Raw genomic sequence first — 16,466 nt, forward strand, 5'->3', positions numbered from 1 at the left:
GGTGAGAGAAAGACTATTCAATATTTACTGTAATATTTATTGGGGATTACAGTGTCTTCAATGGAACGGGCGGACAAAACTGCTCTCATCACCGGCGGCTCACGCGGTATCGGGTATGAATTAGCCAAACTCTGCGCACAGGACGGATACGACGTGGTGCTCGTTGCGAGGCATCAAGAACCGTTAGAGCGGGCTGCAGACGCGCTCGAATCGACCTGGGGTATAACCACGATGACGATACCGAAGGATCTGTCTCGGCCCGAATCAGCCAGGGAAATTCACGACGAGCTCCGACATGAGAACATACATGTCGATATTCTTGTGAACAATGCCGCAGCACGACCCACGCCTGCTCGCTTCGACGAGACGGACCTCGAAATCACCGAGGATCTGATCCGGACAAATGTCGTCACGCTTACGAACCTCACTAGACGGTTCGTTGCGCCGATGGTCGAGCGTGGTGCTGGTCGCATACTCAACGTGTCCTCGGTGGCTGGAGAGCTCCCGAGCCCACCATTCGGTGTTTACGCCGCGACCAAAGGGTACGTAAGTACGTTGTCAACCGTGCTCGCCCGCCAACTCGAACCCGCTGGGATCACGGTCACGGTGCTGGTTCCGGGATGGACGGACACGGAGATGGCCTGGGATGCCTTCGAGGCGTTAGATATCGACCCGGAGACGAGGGAGATCCTCTCACCGGAGGACGTGGCCAAAGCGGGATACGATGGGCTGCTCAGCGGACACACACACGTCATTCCGGGTCAGCAGTACCGAGAGGCGATACGGAGTGAACTCACGACGCGAGCATCGGACATCGGCCCGTGACGCCATTTGGTAGTTCACCACCATATGAAACCGTCTCGTGATAGTCTTGGCCCCGCAGTCGGCTTACGGGATCGCCTCATTTCACAGGCGGTACGAGGCGGATGCCCCGACCCTTGAGGTCGGGGTGGAAGCCGACAACCGATGACACAAACCACGTTACAATGGCAGGCCGACGCCTGAACATATAAGTAAGGACCTGCACACATCGGCACGCTCGAACCCGGCCTCCTGCCACCCACATTCGTCTCCGACGGGATCGGGAACAATACGGAGCTGATCGTCGAGCAGTTCGGGCAACGGGAAAGCGGACGTCAAAATGGGTGAGATATCAGGGTGGACGTGGGGCCGTTATCGTTACCTCGAGATCGATACCCAAGTCGTGCGCGGATATCGGCCCGTTGTCGATGATGTTCTGCGGTTCCAGGTCCGGATGGCCGATGTCTCCACCGAATCCCGTCCCGAGGAGTGTGGCGGTCATCGGAAGCGGTGGACGGCCAGGGGCCCGCACGACGTCGCCCGGATCGTCCCCGACGACGATTCGCATTCCCATCCCACCCCATTCGTGCGGGGCACAGAATAGGTCGTATACGCCCTCCTTCTCGAAGCGGTAGAGCCAGAACCCGTGGTGCTCGTTGACCGTCGAAGAGAACGCTGGAACGCCGTCGGGGACGCGTTGCTGACGTTCTTGACCCGGATGGTACGCCGTCGCCGTGTGTTCCGGCGTGTGGAAGTCGAATTCGACGATCGCTCCCGGCTCCACGTGAAGCCCCACGGGGGCAAAGTGAAACGCACCGAATTCAACCGTCAGGACCGGGAGATTCGAATCGTCGATTTTGTCCTCGTCGACGTGGAGTTCGACGGTCTCGTCCGGCTCCAACCGGTTCGGAATCTCGTCATCGCTCGTTCCTGAATAGCCGAAGTGGGGATCGATGTGTGGCGGGTGCGGAGCGTCGTGCTTTGCGGCTGCGGTACCGACACCAAGCGACAGCGCAGTTCCAATGCCGAGTGCTTTCATCACGGATCGACGGTCAGTACCGTGGTTTTTGACCAATTCGAGAAGCTCCGTATCGCTGAGTTCCAGTTCGTCGAGGGGTGGTCGATCGGTCATATCATTTCTCCGTTCGTTTTTGGCTATCTCCCGTTTCGTCGAGACGGACCGTTTCTCATCCGATTCGGACTGTCAACTTCCGAACCAGACCGTGTTACTTGTGAACGTGCAACGAAATAAGTAGTCAGACGTTACCGAGATAGAGGCTATGCATACGCTCACCGTCGGGTGCCGCATTGACCGCCGCCAGACGAGCATTCGGAATCGAATCCGACTCCGGAGTGCGATCGAATCCTTCCGAAGTGCATTCTCCGCGGCCGGGACGAGTCCCTCGAACGGATGCGGTTCGTCACCTCGCGACGTCGCGAATGACGGCCGGCCGCATCTTCTTCAGTTCACGACCCTGGCGTGGTCGAACCGAACGATATCCGGTCTACGGTTCCCGCCGTCGGATCGTCCCGCCGGATAACCCGTCCCACTCGGTTCGGTACCCAAGCCGGGACAGAACCGGGCTCGTCTCGGTGATGCCGACCGATCGGAAGGCGTCCTCGGCGGCCTCGAGGCTCGTTCCGGGCTCGAGACGGTCCTCGAGGTCGGCCAGGACGGCCGGTCGAACGAGGGTTCCGCCGAGCCGTTCGTGGTCGGGGAAGGTCACCTCCGCGAGGGCGTCGACGCCGACGCCGTGGCGATCGGCGATCGCCTCGAGCTCGATGACGTCCTCGTTGGGGCGGATCACCTCGGGGAGATCCGCCGCGGCGTCGGCCAACAGATCCGTCTCGTACTCCCGGAGCACGTCGACGACGTCCTTCACGCGAACCGACCCCGAATAGGTCACCACCCGGTGGTCGGCCGCCGCGATCTCCTCGCCGACGCTGAGGGACTCGTCGACTGCCACAAGCAGGTCGACCGACTCGACCGCCTCGAGTTGGGAGAGCTTCTTGGCGACGTACTCCGGGGTCCAAAAGCCCATCACCTCGAAGAACACCCGGAAGTCGGCGTGGTCGTAGTCGAAGGCGAAATCGGGGATCATCACGCTCGTGCCGGTCTCGAGCGGTTCGGGTTCACGGACCAGCGTCCAGTCCAGGCCGAGCGACCGGAACCGGCCGGCGAAGTCCGCCTCCACGCCGCTGTCGAACGCCGGCTCGGCCAGCGGGTCGACGCCCGGGACGGAGACGTCCGCGTCGGTGAGCGTCATCGTCCGTTCGGTGCCGCGGTCGTCGATCGTGGCCGTCAGCCGCCACTCGGGAGCCGCCGCGACCGACCGCAGCAGCCGGGCGAAGGCGGCTCCGTATCGACGGGTGCGACGAAACAGGGCGTCGGGGCCGGTGACCACGAGCTCGCGTCCCGCATCGGTGCGCTCGAGCTCGTACAACAGTCCGAGCCGCTTCGTCGCGGTGACGAGTCGCTTCGGGTCGGCCGACCGGACGCGAACCTCGGTCGCGTCGAAGAGCGCGGTCTGGGCCAGCGAGAGGTTATACTGCTCGAGGAGCGTCCCCGCGTCCCACCGCGGCTCGAACTCGACGAGAACCTGCTCGTCCTCACGGTCGGCATACAGCGATTCCGACACCGCGGTCGACTCGACGCCGAGCGCGTCCGCGGCGGCCTCGAGGGCCCGTTCACGTTCCGAGTCGGTCGCGACGCCGACCGACTCTGCGGCCTCGAAGGCTTTCCGGCGGGCCCGCTGGGGGGGCAGCGGCGAGCGCGTCTCGAACGTCGCCTCGCGCTCGAGCAGCGACGCGAGTCCGCGGACGAGTTTGAAGTCATCGGCGTCCGCCTCGAGGTCGTCGAGTCGGGTCCGAAGGTCTCCGTGTCGATCGCCGACGTGGCTTCGAAACGTTTCGAGGAGCCGTTCCGCGAGCGCTCGGTCGTCGGCGTCGACGAACTGCGGTGCGTAGCCCCCGCCCGCCCGCGAGACGCGGAGGTGGTCCTTTCGAAGCACGGCCGTATCTCGGCACGGCTCCCGTAAAACCCACCGGATGCGATGGCCGGACCGTCACACTCGAGCGGTGTGTTGCCGTGTCTACGGAGCGTGGGACAAGCATTTGTAGTCCCGACGCAACCCTCGGATATGCGACGACGGGGACTGTTGATCGCCGCGTTCGGAACGCTGGGCGCCGGCTGCCTCGAGGGGCGCTCCCCCTCCGGTCCCCGGAATCCGCCGACCGCCGGGGCGCCGCCCGACTCCGATTCGGCGGCCGACACCGCCACGCCCGGGTTGCGGATCGTGGATCGGGATTTCTCCGAACGCGATGACGGAACCCTTCGGATCGACGCGACGATCGAGAACACGGCCGCCGAGCGACGGACCGGTACCCTGGTCGTGACGGCGACGACGCCCGACGAAGAGGCGACCGAAACGCGCGATCTCGACGTCGACTCTGGATCCGAGATCGAGGTCACGATCCGGTTCGAGCTTTCCTACGAGTCGTTCATCAACGGCGGCAGCCTCTCGATCGACGTCGAATCGTGACCGCCGTTTCGGAGCGTACCCCGCCGCAGGTGGCTAGCGGCGACGGGCCGCAACGCGTTCCTCCGCAGTGTCCGCCGTCACGAGCTCGTAGACGGTCGCCCGTCCGCCGTCCTCCTTGGGACGAAGCACCCGCCCGACCCGTTGCGTGAACTCGCGTTCGCTGCCGGACCCGGAGAGAACCACCGCGACGTTCGCGTCCGGCACGTCGATCCCCTCGTCGAGCACGTTGGCGGCGATCACCCGTGAGTAGGTCCCGTCGCGGAACCGTTCGAGTATCTCCCGCCGCTCCGCAGCTCCGGTCTCGCTGGTGATCGCGGGGAGGAGAAACCGCTCGGAGAGAGCGTAAACCAGGTCCGTGTGGGCGGTGAAGACGATCACGCGGTCCTCGCGGTGCCGCTCGAGGAGCCGCTCGAGGACGTCCCGCTTTCGCTCCGCGTTCATCATGATCTCCCGGGCGCGCTGTTTGGCCAACAGCGCCTCCCGTGCTCGCGGGTCCCGTCCGGACCGTTTGACGAGCTTCCGATAGTCGCTGCCGCTGGTCAGCGTGAGCCCCGACTCCCGGAGGTACTCGACGAACACGCCCTGCTGGCGCTCGTACCGTTCCCGCTCGTCGTCGGTCAGCTCGACCTCGAGACGACGGACGTCGTAGGGCGCGAGGTGTTCACCGGCGAGGGAGTCGGCGTCGACGGCGTACACGAGCGGACCGACGAGCTCCTCGATGGCCCGGTGTGCGCCGTCGGGGCGCTCGAAGGTCGCCGTCAGCCCGAGCCGCTCTGGCGCAGGAAGGAGGCGCGCGATGTCGCGATACCCCTCGCCGCCGAGGTGGTGGACCTCATCGAAGACGACGAACCCGAACGAGTCGCCGACGTCGTCGGCCTTCAGGTACGCAGAGTCGTACGTCGAGACCGTGATGGGCTCGTGACGCTGCTCGCCGCCGCCGAACTGGCCGATCGGGACGTCGAACTCGCGCTCGAGCTCCGACCGCCACTGTTCGAGGAGGTCGATCGTCGGCACGACCACCAGCGTCGGTCGACCGCGATCGGCCATCGCGGCGATCGCGACGACCGTCTTGCCGGCGCCGGTGGGCAGCTCCACGACGCCACGCCGATCGGCGTCCACCCACGCGTCGAGCGCCTCGCGCTGATACGGCCGCAGGTCGTAGGCGGTCGACAGCGACAGCGGCTCGGTCGCCAGGACGGCGTCGTCGACCGACCGACCGGCCACCTCGAGCGCCCGCCGGATCGCCGCGTATCGAAACGCCGGTGCACGAACGTCCCCGGTGCGCTCGTCGGCGGACACGCCCGGCAACGGCGGCAGCGGCTCGTCGGCATCGATCCGGATCGTCCCGTCGTCGTAGCGGAGCCGTACGGTCATCCTCGATCCCCTCGTTCACCGATACTGTGCGACTCCGCGTTAAATGGTCTCCGACCGACTGGGGATCGAGTTGAAAAGCGATCGGGCCACACCGCACCCGTGCGACGTGACACAGCCTCGGCGTGGCACGCGGGTGTGCGGGACGGACACGTCGAGGGCGGGGGGCGTCCGTTCCGCCTGTTCGCCATTCCATCCGCTCGTGTCGGGTCGGGGCTGCCCGACGGGATCAGAACAGCGACTCGCTCGAATCGAGGACGCGTGCGGGGCCGCCGACCGACCAGACGTCCGTCTCGATCCCGATCTCGGCGATTCGGGATTCGACCTCGTCGACGTATTCCTCGCGCGTGTTGACGTACACTGAGGCGCCGGTATCGGTCGAGAAGTAGACCGGAACGTCCTCCTCCCGGAGCTCTCGAACCGCGTTGAACACCGCGATCGTCTCGGGCTGCCAGTAGACCCACCCGGCCGGACCGGTCATCGTCGTCGCCGTCAGCGAGAGCGAATCGTGCTCGGCGAGCTCGAACATCCGGTCGAACGAGCCTGCCCGGAGTGCGTCGGTCATCTCCGCCAGCTGCTCGTGGACGTGCGCCATCCGCGCGTCGAACATGTGGCTCGCCGCAGCCTCGCGGTGTGCCTCCTCGGTCTCCTTGTACGCCGGGACGTGAGCGGCGACGATCCGGAGGTCCGCCTCGGGATCGAACCCGTCCTCGCCCTCCCCGACCGGGAGCCGCCGTGCGCGACAGTCCCCGTCGTTCAGTCCCGTCTCGAGTATCGAGTACGCGCCGGTCACCGCGCGCGCGGCCGAGGAGGACCCACGGCGGGCGACCGTGGAGATCTCCGGCCGGGACAGATCGAGGCCCGCGGCTTCCACGAGCGCCGTCGCGGCGGCGGCGAAGCCCGAGGAGGAGGACCCGAACCCGATGTTCGACGGGAAGGAGTTCCGGCTCTCGAAGCGAACCGCGTGGTCGAACCCGGCAAGCTCCCGGACGTGGTCGGTCACCAGCCCGATCCGCTCGGCGGCCCTCCCCTCGACGACGTCGCCGTCGATGCGGAAGGTGTCGACGGCGGCGTCGGGCTCCCACTCGACCGTCGTCGTCGTCGCGGTGGGCGCCGTACAGACGCTGATGCTGTCGTGATACGGGAGCCGAAGCTGCTCGTCGCGCATCCCGTGGTACTTCACGAGTCCCTGTATCGGGTGGGCTCGCGCGGTGGCTTTCATACTCCATCACAACGGGCAACGCGGGATTAGCGTTGCGAATGTCCGAACCCATCGCGACCACCCGGATTTCCTCACCGCCCGGGTCGCCGTTCGGGTCAGCGTCGAACGGATCCGGTTCGATGGCAAGAGTTTTGCCGACCCTGGGCGAATCCGGTCAGTATGTCCGAGTACACCGTCGAGTTCGCCGGCACCGGCGAGTCGATCGAGGTGTCCGACACGCAGACGATCCTCAACGCCTGTCTCGAGGAGGGGATCGCCCAGGAGTACTCCTGCCGCGTCGGTATGTGTCTGGCCTGCTCGGCCCGCATCCTCGAGGGCGAGGTCACACAGCCGGCAGCACGGGGACTGACGGACGAGGAAGCCGAGGAGTATGCGCTCACCTGTATGGCTCGTCCGCAGTCGGACCTCACGCTCGACCGCGGCGCGTACCCGCCGAGCATCGAGGACGCCGTCGGTGCCGATGCTGATCCGGGAACCGACGACGCGGCCACCGCGGACGACTGACGCTGGTACTCGGATCGGGTGGCCCGGATCGGGTGAAACGAACCGTCCCGGGCGCGCCGTGCTTCCGGACCCGACGGATTCAAGGTGGTCCCCGACCGCCGGATAGACGATGCGTCAGGACCACCTCATCACCGCGACACAGCTCTCGCGGCCCGACATCGAGGCGGTGCTCGATCGGGCACGGGAGATCGACGAGTCACGGGAGGCGTTCGAGCAACGATATTCGGGGTCCGTCCTCGCGCTCTGTTTCTTCGAGCCGAGCACGCGTACGAAGATGAGCTTCGAGACCGCCGCCAAGCGACTCGGTGCGGAGACGATCGACATGGGGTCGGTCGAGTCCTCGTCGGTCAAGAAGGGCGAGTCGCTCGCCGACACCGTTCGCGTGATCGAGGGATACGCGGACGCGCTGGTGTTGCGGCACCCGAGCGAGGGGTCCGCGAAGATGGCCTCGGAGTTCGTCGACGTCCCGGTGATAAACGCCGGCGACGGGGCCGGCCAACACCCTTCACAGACGCTGTTGGACCTGCACACGATCCGCGAACGACACGGACTCGACGACCTCACGATCGGTATCATGGGCGATCTGAAGTACGGTCGGACGGTCCACTCGTTGGCGTCCGCGCTGACGAACTTCGACGCCAATCAGCACTTCATCAGCCCCGAATCGCTGCAGCTCCCCCGGTCGGTTCGGTTCGACCTCCACGAGGCGGGCGCGCAGGTCCGCGAACACACCGAAATCGAGACGATCCTGCCGGAACTGGACGTGCTGTACGTGACCCGAATTCAGCGCGAGCGGTTCCCCGACGAGAACGAGTATCACGAGATCGCGGGCGAGTATCGGATCGACGCCGACACGCTTTCGGCGGCCCGCGAGGATCTGACCGTTATGCACCCGCTCCCCCGCGTCGACGAGATCGCGGCGGACGTCGACGAGACCGACCACGCACGGTATTTCGAACAGGCGCACAACGGCGTCCCGGTGCGGATGGCGCTGCTCGATATGCTTCTCGGCGGTGGGTCGGAATGAGTCCCGACCGCGAGCTCCGCGTCTCGAAGATCCGGAACGGGACCGTCATCGACCACATCACCGGCGGACAGTCGCTCAACGTGCTCGCGATCCTGGGGATCGACGGCTCCGAGGAGTTCAGCGTCTCCATCGGAATGAACGTCCCCTCCGATCGGCTCGGCCACAAGGACATCCTCAAGGTCGAGGGCCGGGAGCTGAGCCAGTCCGAGGTCGACGTCCTCTCGCTGATCGCGCCGGAGGCGACGATCAACATCGTTCGCGACTACGAGGTGGTCGAGAAGAACCGGGTCGAGCGCCCGACCGAAGTGGTCGGCGTTCTCTCGTGTCCGAACCGGAACTGCATCTCGAACGACGACGAGCCCGTCGAAACGCGCTTCGCGGTGATGGCGGACGGCGTGCGGTGTGACTACTGTTCGGAGATCCTGCGCGACCGCCTCGCCGAACACATCGACGTGTGATGAGGTAGATCTTTCTTCCCGACGACGAGGCCGAGCCCTCGACGGGTCCGGACCGTCCCGGTAGTTTTTAGCCGTCCGATACGTACGTTCACGTATGGGCACGAAAGCGAAACTCCTGGTCGCATTGGCCCTCGTAGCCACCGTCTACTTCATCGTCTCCGGCGATAAGGAGCCGGTGGAAGTCGAGTAACGACCTGATCGAATCGCGACGGCACCGCGAGCCGGCGATCGCCCTCCCGTTCCCCCCATCCGCGCTCGACCGGCTCTCGAACATCCCTTTTAACCACGGCCGCCGAGTACGACCGCGTATGTACGGGGTCGTCACGCGCAACGCCGACGACGTAACGATCGGGGAGTTCGATCGCGGGTTCTACGAGGTGAAGGACGTCACCGGACGGGCCGCCGAGCCGGTCGCGAACGCGGTCAATATGGTGTCGTGTTTCGGCGACACCGCGGCGGCCGACGGCGATTCGGGCCTCGTTCCGGTCGACGACCGCGGGGTACCGGCGAGCCGTGACCAGCCCGAGTTCGAGTGGACGCACATCTGTCCGACGCATCCAGAGTATCGGCGAGGGCTCCTCGAGATGGTCGAGGACTGTGCCGCGGTCGCCCCCGACGTCAGGCTCGACGACGTCGGCTTTCCTCGGGAGGGTTACTGCCGGTGTGACCGCTGTGAGCGGCTGTTCGCCGAGAGCGACCACGACGATCGGGCCGACTGGCGTGCCGCAACCATCACCGACTTCGTCGCCGCCGCGGCCGACCGGATCCCTGGCCGGACCCATCTCTCCGTCCATCCGGATCCGTATCCGGGTCATCTCCACACGAGAGCGGGGATCGACGTCGATGCGGTGGCCGATCACGTCGACGAGTTCGTCGTGCCGATCTACGATACCGAGTACGCGACGACCTACTGGCTCGAGACGATCGCTCGGGGGTTCCGCTCGCGACTCGGCGGCGATTACGACGTCCACGGCGCGCCGCCGGAAACGCCGTTCTCGGTCGAGCTCTACGCCGCCGACGTCGACGTCGACGCGCTGATCGAGGCGACCGAGGCGGTCGAGCCGTACGCGAAGGACGTGCTGTTCGGCTACGAGGCGGCCAACGCCGCCGCCGCGCTCCGACGGCGGGATGCTGACGCCCGCCGCGGCGAGGTTCATCGGCCGGAGTGACTCGCGTCAGGGCGTTACAGCCAGTCGAGCGCGGCCTCGACGTCCGTTTTCGGGGGCGAGCACGCGAACCCACGACACGCGTAGACGGTCGGCTCCCCGTCGATCGCCTCCCGGCCGTCCCAGACGGGCGGGACTCCCTCCAGGCCGATCGCCCGACACCACTCGGCGGTCGCGTCCGCGGTCGCGGGACGCGGGGCGAACACCGCCCCGGGAAGGAACCGGTTCGAGAGCGCCTCCCACCACGAGTCGGGGCGTTCGTCGCCGGCGAACACGATCTCGATCCCGCCGTTCGCCACGCGGTCGGCCGCCAGAACGAGCGATGCGTGTTCGAGCGGCCGCCCGCGGATCCGGTCGGCGTGCGTCTCGAGGACGGTTTCCGCGACCTCCCGATACGGGCGGTCGCCGACGAACCCGTCGAGCTCGACGAGGAGTTCGACCGCGATGCCGACGCTCGAGGGAAGCGACCGGTCGGTCAGCGACTGCGGGCGGACGGAGAGGTCGCTCGGGCCGGCCGCGCCGTCGCCCCGGTCGCTCGGGACCGAGTAGACCGTTCCCGCGGTCTCGTCGTAGAATTCCGCGACGACCCGGTCGGCGAGCTCGATCGCGAAGCCCAGGTGATCGGGGCGGCCGGTCACCTGATACGTGTCGAACGCACCGCGGGCGAGGAACGCGTAGTCGTCGAGATACCCCGGCCCCTTGCGGTCGCCGTCGATCCACCGGCGGTCGAGCCGGCGGGCGTCCGGGTCCCACAGCCGGTCCCGAACGAACTCGAGCGCCGTCGTCGCCCGGTCCGCGAGACGCGGATCCAACGCCCGCGCACCCGCCGCGAACGCGGAGATCGCCCGCCCGTTCCACCCGGCGAGCACCTTCTCGTCCCGCGCGGGACGCGGCCGCCGCTCGCGGGCCTCGTACAGGTCGACGCGAGCCTCACGCAGCCGCTCGCGGACCGTCCCGCGTTCGAGTCCGTGTTCGCTCGCGAGCTCCCCGATCGACGCCGACTCGGTGAGCACCGTCGTTCCGCGTTCGAAGTTCCCGGCTGGCGTCACCCCGTATCGGTCGCACACGAGCGAGGCGGCCGGCGCCTCGAGCACCGCCTCGATCTCCTTGGGCGTCCAGGTGTAGAAGGCGCCTTCGACAGGTTCCGGGACCGATTCCCCTATGTCCGACGCGTCCGTCGTGGCGTTTCGACGCGACTCGGGCGGAACGCTCCTGGCGTCGAGAGTGCTGAAGAAGCCGCCGTCCGGGTGGGAGAGCTCGCGGTCCAGGAAGGCGAACGTCTCCTGGGCGACCAGCCCGTATCGTGGGGTCCCCGTCAGTTGGAACGCATCCAGGAGCACGCGCGGCAGCTCCGCGTTGTCGTACAGCATCTTCTCGAAGTGGGGCACCGTCCAGGTTCGGTCCGTCGCGTAGCGGTGGAACCCGCCGCCGACGTGGTCGTAGAGCCCGCCGGCGACCATCGCGTCGAGGGTCCCCGTTGCGGCCCGTATGGCTGCAGTTCGCTCGGCGTCCACCGAATCCTGCTCGGCCTCCCCGGCATCACGCTCCGCGTGGTCGCGTTCCGAGGCGGCGCCGGCTCGCAGGAGGAGGTCGATCCGACGCGGCTGCGGAAACTTCGGACCGCTCGTTCCGAAGCCGCCGTGTTCCTCGTCGTACCCGCGAACGGCGGTCGAGGCCGCCTCCTCGAGGATCCCCGTTCCCGGCGGCTCGCCGGGCTGATCCGGGACGGACTCGACCTCATCGCGGGCCGCGGCCATCCACTGGTCGGCTCGGGACTCCATTTCGGCACGCTGTTCGGTGTCGCTCCAGGAATCGGCGATCCGCTCACACAGCTCCTGGAATCCCGGCCGCCCCCGAGTCGGCTCCCGCGGGAAGTACGTCCCGACGTAGAACGGCTTTCCGTCGGGGGTACACCACGCCGAGAGCGGCCAGCCGCCACCGCCGGAGACGAGCTGGCAGACCGTCATCAACACGTCGTCGACGTCCGGCCGCTCCTCGCGGTCGACCTTCACCGGAACGAACGACTCGTTGAGCGTCTCGGCGACGTCGGGGTCCGAGAAGCTCTCCTCCTCCATCACGTGACACCAGTGGCAGGCGGCGTAGCCGACCGAGACGAACACGGGCACGTCGTGCTCGGCGGCGGTCTCGAAGGCACGATCGTCCCAGGGCTGCCAGTTGACCGGATTGTCGGCGTGCTGGCGGAGGTACGGGCTCGCCTCCGCGGACAGCCGGTTCCGGTCGGTCGGTGTGGACATAGTCGTCGGTACGGCGGCCAGGGGGAAAAGCCGTCGCCACTCGGACTGGAGTGTGGTTCGGACTCGGCCATCGGAGTCACTGTGATGCACGATCGTGGCTATATCAAGCGAGTGTAACGACAAGGTTTACACTACCGTGCGTAAACTCCTCGCGTATGACGGAGACCGTGCTGTTGGTCGGCGGCGGCGGACGTGAACACGCGATCGCCCGTGCGCTCGCGCCGGACTGTACGCTCTATGCGTGCGCGAGCAACCGGAACCCGGGAATCGACCGGCTCGCTGACGGGTTCGAGACCCTCTCGGAGACGGATGCGGCGGCGATCGCCGAGTACGCCGAGTCGATCGACGCGGACGCGGCCGTGATCGGCCCCGAGTCGGCGCTGGCCGCCGGGGCGGCGGACGCCCTCGTGGAGGCGGGGGTGTACACGTTCGGACCGGACCGTGAGGCGGCGCGGATCGAGACGGACAAGGCCTACCAGCGGCGGTTTATGCGGGACAACGACGTTCCGGGTTGTCCGGATTTCGAGACGTTCACCGATATGGAGGCCGCCTGCGAGTACATCGACGAGTACGACGGCGACCTCGCGGTCAAGCCCGCCGGGTTGACCGGCGGCAAGGGCGTGAAGGTGATCGGCGACCAGGTCACCGCCGCCGAGGCGAAGGCGTACCTTCGGGAGTCCGAATACGACCGCGTCGTGTTGGAGGAACGGCTGGTCGGCGAGGAGTTCACGATCCAGGCGTTCGTCGCCAACGGCGAGGTCAGGACGACCCCGGCCGTCCAGGACCACAAGCGCGCCTACGAGGGCGACGAGGGACCGAACACGGGTGGGATGGGGTCGTACTCCGACGCTGGCTTCTCGCTGCCGTTCATGGCCGAGGGAGACTACGCCGCCGCCGTCGAGGTCATCGAGGCGGTCGTCGAGGCACTGCCGGGGTACACGGGCGTCCTCTACGGGCAGTTTATGCTGACCGCCGAGGGGCCGAAGGTGGTCGAGTTCAACGCCCGCTTCGGCGACCCCGAGGCGATGAACACGCTGCCGGTGCTCGAGACGCCGTTCATCGACGTGATCACGGCGGCCCGCGACGGCGAGGAACTCCCGGAGCTTTCGTTCGCCGGCCGAGCGACCGTCTGTAAGTACGCCGTTCCGGACGGCTATCCGATCGACCCCGATTCTGGCGCCCGCATCGAGGTCGACGAGGGAAGCGTCGGGGACGCGCTGTTGTTCTACGCCAGCGTCGACGACCGGGAGGACGGCCTCTACACGACGACCTCACGCGCCTTCGCCGTGGTCGGCCTGGGCGAGTCGATCGAGGAGGCTGAGTCAGTCGCGTCCGAGGCGCTGTCGGCCGCCGGCGACCGCGTCCGGATCCGTCACGACGTCGGCACGGCGTCGCTCATCGATCGGCGGATCGAGCACATGGACGCGCTGCGGGAGTAACGTTCTCCGGGGGAGACGACGACGCTGGCTACCGCTCACGGAACGTTGCGAACAGGCGACGCGTCCGTCGCGACCGCCGTTCGATCCGGTTGCGCCACGGAGCGATTTCACGACGGAACGACGGAGCGATCCCACGACAGCGCGTCACACACCCGCCTGAACCGTCGTGGACGACCGGTCAGATCACGCGGACGGCTGCGTCGGCATCAATTTTAAACGTCGGGGGTGGGGACCGCCGAACGAACCGCCGTGCGGCCGTGATGCCCGCGAACGCGAGGTCTTTAACGACGGGGGGCGGATCGGCTCACGTGAGCGACGACGACCATCGCCGGGCTGAAACGCACCCTTCCGGGACGGACCGCGCCGCCGAGGCGGCCCCGACACGCCGCCGTGACCGGTTGGATCGGGTCGCGACGCCGGGACCGCGCAACTCGCTGTGGGCCTGGCCGGACGCGAAGTCCCCGCTGGTCGTCGTCAGGAACTACCTCGTGATCCTGCTGTGCCGGATCTCGCCGAGCCTCCGGCTCAAGAACTGGCTGCTCCGACGGATCGGGGTCTCGGTCGGTGCCGGCGTTTCCTGGGGGCTGGAATCGACGCCGGACGTCTTCTGGCCGGAGCGGATCACGGTCGAGTCGGACGCGATCGTCGGCTACGACGCGACGCTGTTGTGCCACGAGTTTCTCCAGGACGAATACCGGCTCGGCGACGTGGTGATACGGCAGCGCGCGATGGTCGGCGCGGGCGCGATCGTGTTGCCCGGCGTGACGGTCGGGGAGGGGGCCCAGGTCGCGGCCAACTCGCTGGTGACCGAGGACGTTCCGGCCGGGACGACCGTCGCGGGCGTCCCGGCGGAGGTGGTCTCCGACCCGAGGGGCGACTCCGATTCGGAGGGAGGGCCCGACCGGATGGCGGAACCCGAACCGACCGCGGAGTAGCACTCGATCGGGAGTGGCGGTCGTCCGGTTCGTTTCGGATGCCTCGGGTTGGTTTCGGATGTCGCCGGTTAGCTTCGGATCCGGACGATCCCCTCGCGGAGCACGAGATGGTTCGGTAGGACGTGTTCCTCGCCGTCGGTCTCGATATGCGTGACGAACAGGTCGACCTCCTGAACGATCCCGCGGCGGTCCGCGACCTTCACCTCGTCGCCGATCCCGTATGGTTGGCGGAGCAGGAGGAACACGCCGGCCGCGGCGGCGGCAAGCAGATCCTTCGTTGCGAGCGCGGTGAGCACCACGAGCGCGAACGCGTACGCCGCGAGTAGGACTATCAACGCGAGCGTCGCGACGCCGATCTGGTCGAGCGCGATCAGGATGGCGACGTAGACGACGCTGTATTTCGCGGCGGTGGATATCATCCCCGTCTCGGGGAGCTTGATCCCGCGGAGGCGCTCGGCGACGTACAGCTCGATCTTGTCGCCGACCACGATCCCGACGATCAGCACGACGATGGCGATGAACAGTCGCGGGACGAACGTGGCGACGTCGCCCCAGAAGAGCTGTGCATACTCGACGTCGGCGACCGAGAGCGCGGTGAGAACGGCGATGCCGACGATGAAGTAGTTCGAGAGCTTCGCGATGATGGTTACCGTCGAGAGCCCGAACTCCCGGGCGGTCCGCTCGAAGGCGGTTCCCTCGGTGGAGCCGGGAACGCCGGCGCGCTCGAGCAGCCGTCGGTTGACCACCTCGACCGCGTAGCCGGCCACGATCCCCAGAAGGACGATGAACAGCGCGAGCCAGATCCGGGGCGGGACGAGACCGAGCACCTCGACCGCCGTTTCCCGGGCGTTGAGCGGGAGCACGGTTCGGGCCATCAGTACGCCTCCGGATCGACCTCGAGGATGAGCCGTCCGCCCTTGAACGCTCGGACGAGACCGTCGGACTCCGAAAGCACGATCGCGGTCGCGTTCGTGTCGCGGGTGATCGCGCCGGCGGCCATGTGTCGCGCACCCAGTCCCTTCGGGATGTCGACGCCCTCGGCGGCCGGCTCGAGGTAGCGATACGCGGAGACGATCTTCCCCGAATCGGAGATGACGAACGCGCCGTCGAGCCGGGAGAACTCCTTCAGCATCACGTTCACGATCGGGTCGCCGACGTGGACGTGGCTCTTCTCGAAGGGATTGTAGCTGAGCGGACGCGATTTGTTCATCACCTTGCCGGCGTCCCCGACGACGAACAGCGCGCCCACCGGCTTCCCCTTCTGCCCCTTCTTACCCAGCTCGATCGCCACCTCGAAGACGTCACGGATCACGCCGGGCTCCGCCCGCGAGTCGACGAACAGGTCGTAGATCCCCGCTCCCATGTCCTCGGTCGCGCGAACGCGGATCACCGAATCCGCGTCGTCGTCGTCGAAGACCGACACCGAACAGGCGATCGCGTCGCCCGTCTCGACGATCCCGCTCTCGATGGCGCCCTCGACGCCGAACCGGATCCGGTCGCGGACGTTGTCGAACGCAAGCGGGAGCTCGACGAACGTGTCCGCGTCGACCACGTTCTCCGTGTCGACGACGACGACGTCGACATCCGCCTCGCGGAACCGCTCGTGAAACGATCCGCTGGGGGAAAACAGGAAGACGCCGTCGACGTCGGCGACGACGTCGTTGAGAAGGTCGGTGAGGATGGACATCGTTATTTAAATCGTCCGACGCCGTATATAAAGCAGTTGTGCCGTCGTCACGCGCCCGT

15 protein-coding genes are annotated in these 16,466 nt (G+C 66.9%); 8 read left to right on the plus strand and 7 right to left on the minus strand.

Annotated features, from left to right (window positions below):
* The first annotated feature begins 60 nt into the window (after positions 1-60).
* A complete protein-coding gene (locus tag CPZ00_RS11855; protein WP_096391060.1) occupies positions 61-825 on the plus strand; it encodes an SDR family NAD(P)-dependent oxidoreductase in 765 nt (254 codons plus the stop codon).
* A gap of 328 nt (positions 826-1,153) precedes the next feature.
* Here CPZ00_RS11855 and CPZ00_RS11860 read toward each other — a convergent pair whose 3' ends face one another.
* Both CPZ00_RS11860 and CPZ00_RS11865 read right to left on the minus strand, forming a co-directional pair.
* Positions 1,154-1,933 (minus strand): cupredoxin domain-containing protein, encoded by a 780-nt coding sequence (locus tag CPZ00_RS11860; protein ID WP_096391061.1) that lies wholly within the window; start codon positions 1,931-1,933, stop codon positions 1,154-1,156.
* A gap of 373 nt (positions 1,934-2,306) precedes the next feature.
* The gene (locus CPZ00_RS11865; protein WP_096391062.1) at positions 2,307-3,812 is read right to left on the minus strand and encodes a DUF790 family protein; all 1,506 of its coding nucleotides are present in this window, start codon (positions 3,810-3,812) and stop codon (positions 2,307-2,309) included.
* A 129-nt stretch (positions 3,813-3,941) separates the two neighbouring features.
* Here CPZ00_RS11865 and CPZ00_RS11870 point away from each other — a divergent pair, with 129 nt between their 5' ends.
* Positions 3,942-4,343, plus strand: a complete 402-nt coding sequence (locus CPZ00_RS11870) for a hypothetical protein (RefSeq protein ID WP_096391063.1) — start codon at positions 3,942-3,944, stop codon at positions 4,341-4,343.
* A gap of 33 nt (positions 4,344-4,376) precedes the next feature.
* Here CPZ00_RS11870 and CPZ00_RS11875 read toward each other — a convergent pair whose 3' ends face one another.
* Positions 4,377-5,717 carry a DEAD/DEAH box helicase gene (locus CPZ00_RS11875; protein ID WP_096391064.1) on the minus strand — a complete coding sequence of 447 codons (1,341 nt, stop codon included), beginning with the start codon at positions 5,715-5,717 and terminating at the stop codon, positions 4,377-4,379.
* A 226-nt stretch (positions 5,718-5,943) separates the two neighbouring features.
* Positions 5,944-6,936: a phosphomevalonate decarboxylase MvaD gene (gene mvaD / locus CPZ00_RS11880; RefSeq protein ID WP_096391065.1), complete on the minus strand. Its 993-nt coding sequence runs from the start codon at positions 6,934-6,936 to the stop codon at positions 5,944-5,946.
* A 159-nt stretch (positions 6,937-7,095) separates the two neighbouring features.
* Here mvaD and CPZ00_RS11885 point away from each other — a divergent pair, with 159 nt between their 5' ends.
* The 4 genes from CPZ00_RS11885 (at position 7,096) to CPZ00_RS11900 (ending at position 10,094) form a co-directional block, all read left to right on the plus strand.
* Entirely contained in the window at positions 7,096-7,440 is a 345-nt protein-coding gene (locus CPZ00_RS11885; RefSeq protein ID WP_096391066.1) for a 2Fe-2S iron-sulfur cluster-binding protein, read from the plus strand.
* A 109-nt stretch (positions 7,441-7,549) separates the two neighbouring features.
* Positions 7,550-8,467, plus strand: coding sequence for an aspartate carbamoyltransferase (gene pyrB, locus CPZ00_RS11890; RefSeq protein WP_096391067.1), 918 nt, complete (start codon positions 7,550-7,552; stop codon positions 8,465-8,467).
* The gene (pyrI, locus tag CPZ00_RS11895; RefSeq protein ID WP_096391068.1) at positions 8,464-8,925 is read left to right on the plus strand and encodes an aspartate carbamoyltransferase regulatory subunit; all 462 of its coding nucleotides are present in this window, start codon (positions 8,464-8,466) and stop codon (positions 8,923-8,925) included. Before pyrB ends, pyrI begins: the two co-directional genes overlap by 4 nt.
* Before the next feature lie 308 nt (positions 8,926-9,233).
* On the plus strand, positions 9,234-10,094 hold the full coding sequence (locus tag CPZ00_RS11900; RefSeq protein ID WP_096391069.1) for a hypothetical protein: 861 nt from the start codon (positions 9,234-9,236) through the stop codon (positions 10,092-10,094).
* Positions 10,095-10,108: 14 nt separating this feature from the next.
* Here the strand turns inward: CPZ00_RS11900 and CPZ00_RS11905 are convergent, their stop codons facing one another.
* On the minus strand, positions 10,109-12,346 hold the full coding sequence (locus CPZ00_RS11905; protein WP_096391070.1) for a thioredoxin domain-containing protein: 2,238 nt from the start codon (positions 12,344-12,346) through the stop codon (positions 10,109-10,111).
* A 155-nt stretch (positions 12,347-12,501) separates the two neighbouring features.
* Here CPZ00_RS11905 and purD point away from each other — a divergent pair, with 155 nt between their 5' ends.
* Together purD and CPZ00_RS11915 are read left to right on the plus strand one after the other, a co-directional pair.
* Entirely contained in the window at positions 12,502-13,785 is a 1,284-nt protein-coding gene (gene purD / locus CPZ00_RS11910) for a phosphoribosylamine--glycine ligase (protein ID WP_096391071.1), read from the plus strand.
* A gap of 308 nt (positions 13,786-14,093) precedes the next feature.
* Positions 14,094-14,720, plus strand: coding sequence for an acyltransferase (locus tag CPZ00_RS11915; protein WP_394338419.1), 627 nt, complete (start codon positions 14,094-14,096; stop codon positions 14,718-14,720).
* A 68-nt stretch (positions 14,721-14,788) separates the two neighbouring features.
* Here the strand turns inward: CPZ00_RS11915 and CPZ00_RS11920 are convergent, their stop codons facing one another.
* Together CPZ00_RS11920 and dacZ are read right to left on the minus strand one after the other, a co-directional pair.
* Entirely contained in the window at positions 14,789-15,595 is an 807-nt protein-coding gene (locus tag CPZ00_RS11920) for a mechanosensitive ion channel domain-containing protein (protein ID WP_096391073.1), read from the minus strand.
* A complete protein-coding gene (dacZ, locus tag CPZ00_RS11925; protein WP_096391074.1) occupies positions 15,595-16,407 on the minus strand; it encodes a diadenylate cyclase DacZ in 813 nt (270 codons plus the stop codon). Before dacZ ends, CPZ00_RS11920 begins: the two co-directional genes overlap by 1 nt.
* Positions 16,408-16,466 lie beyond the last annotated feature (59 nt).

Origin of the sequence: Halopenitus persicus (assembly GCF_002355635.1) — an archaeon.
In the GTDB taxonomy this organism is placed as follows: Archaea; Halobacteriota; Halobacteria; order Halobacteriales; family Haloferacaceae; genus Halopenitus; species Halopenitus persicus_A.

Excerpts from the sequence above, each read along its gene's own strand:
- CPZ00_RS11900 (WP_096391069.1), top strand. The coding sequence starts at position 9,234 with ATGTACGGGGTCGTCACGCGCAACGCCGACGACGTAACGATCGGGGAG.
- dacZ (WP_096391074.1), bottom strand. The coding sequence starts at position 16,407 with ATGTCCATCCTCACCGACCTTCTCAACGACGTCGTCGCCGACGTCGAC.
- pyrI (WP_096391068.1), top strand. The coding sequence starts at position 8,464 with ATGAGTCCCGACCGCGAGCTCCGCGTCTCGAAGATCCGGAACGGGACC.
- CPZ00_RS11875 (WP_096391064.1), bottom strand. The coding sequence starts at position 5,717 with ATGACCGTACGGCTCCGCTACGACGACGGGACGATCCGGATCGATGCC.
- CPZ00_RS11855 (WP_096391060.1), top strand. The coding sequence starts at position 61 with ATGGAACGGGCGGACAAAACTGCTCTCATCACCGGCGGCTCACGCGGT.
- pyrB (WP_096391067.1), top strand. The coding sequence starts at position 7,550 with ATGCGTCAGGACCACCTCATCACCGCGACACAGCTCTCGCGGCCCGAC.
- CPZ00_RS11905 (WP_096391070.1), bottom strand. The coding sequence starts at position 12,346 with ATGTCCACACCGACCGACCGGAACCGGCTGTCCGCGGAGGCGAGCCCG.
- CPZ00_RS11870 (WP_096391063.1), top strand. The coding sequence starts at position 3,942 with ATGCGACGACGGGGACTGTTGATCGCCGCGTTCGGAACGCTGGGCGCC.
- CPZ00_RS11885 (WP_096391066.1), top strand. The coding sequence starts at position 7,096 with ATGTCCGAGTACACCGTCGAGTTCGCCGGCACCGGCGAGTCGATCGAG.
- CPZ00_RS11860 (WP_096391061.1), bottom strand. The coding sequence starts at position 1,933 with ATGACCGATCGACCACCCCTCGACGAACTGGAACTCAGCGATACGGAG.
- CPZ00_RS11920 (WP_096391073.1), bottom strand. The coding sequence starts at position 15,595 with ATGGCCCGAACCGTGCTCCCGCTCAACGCCCGGGAAACGGCGGTCGAG.
- purD (WP_096391071.1), top strand. The coding sequence starts at position 12,502 with ATGACGGAGACCGTGCTGTTGGTCGGCGGCGGCGGACGTGAACACGCG.
- mvaD (WP_096391065.1), bottom strand. The coding sequence starts at position 6,936 with ATGAAAGCCACCGCGCGAGCCCACCCGATACAGGGACTCGTGAAGTAC.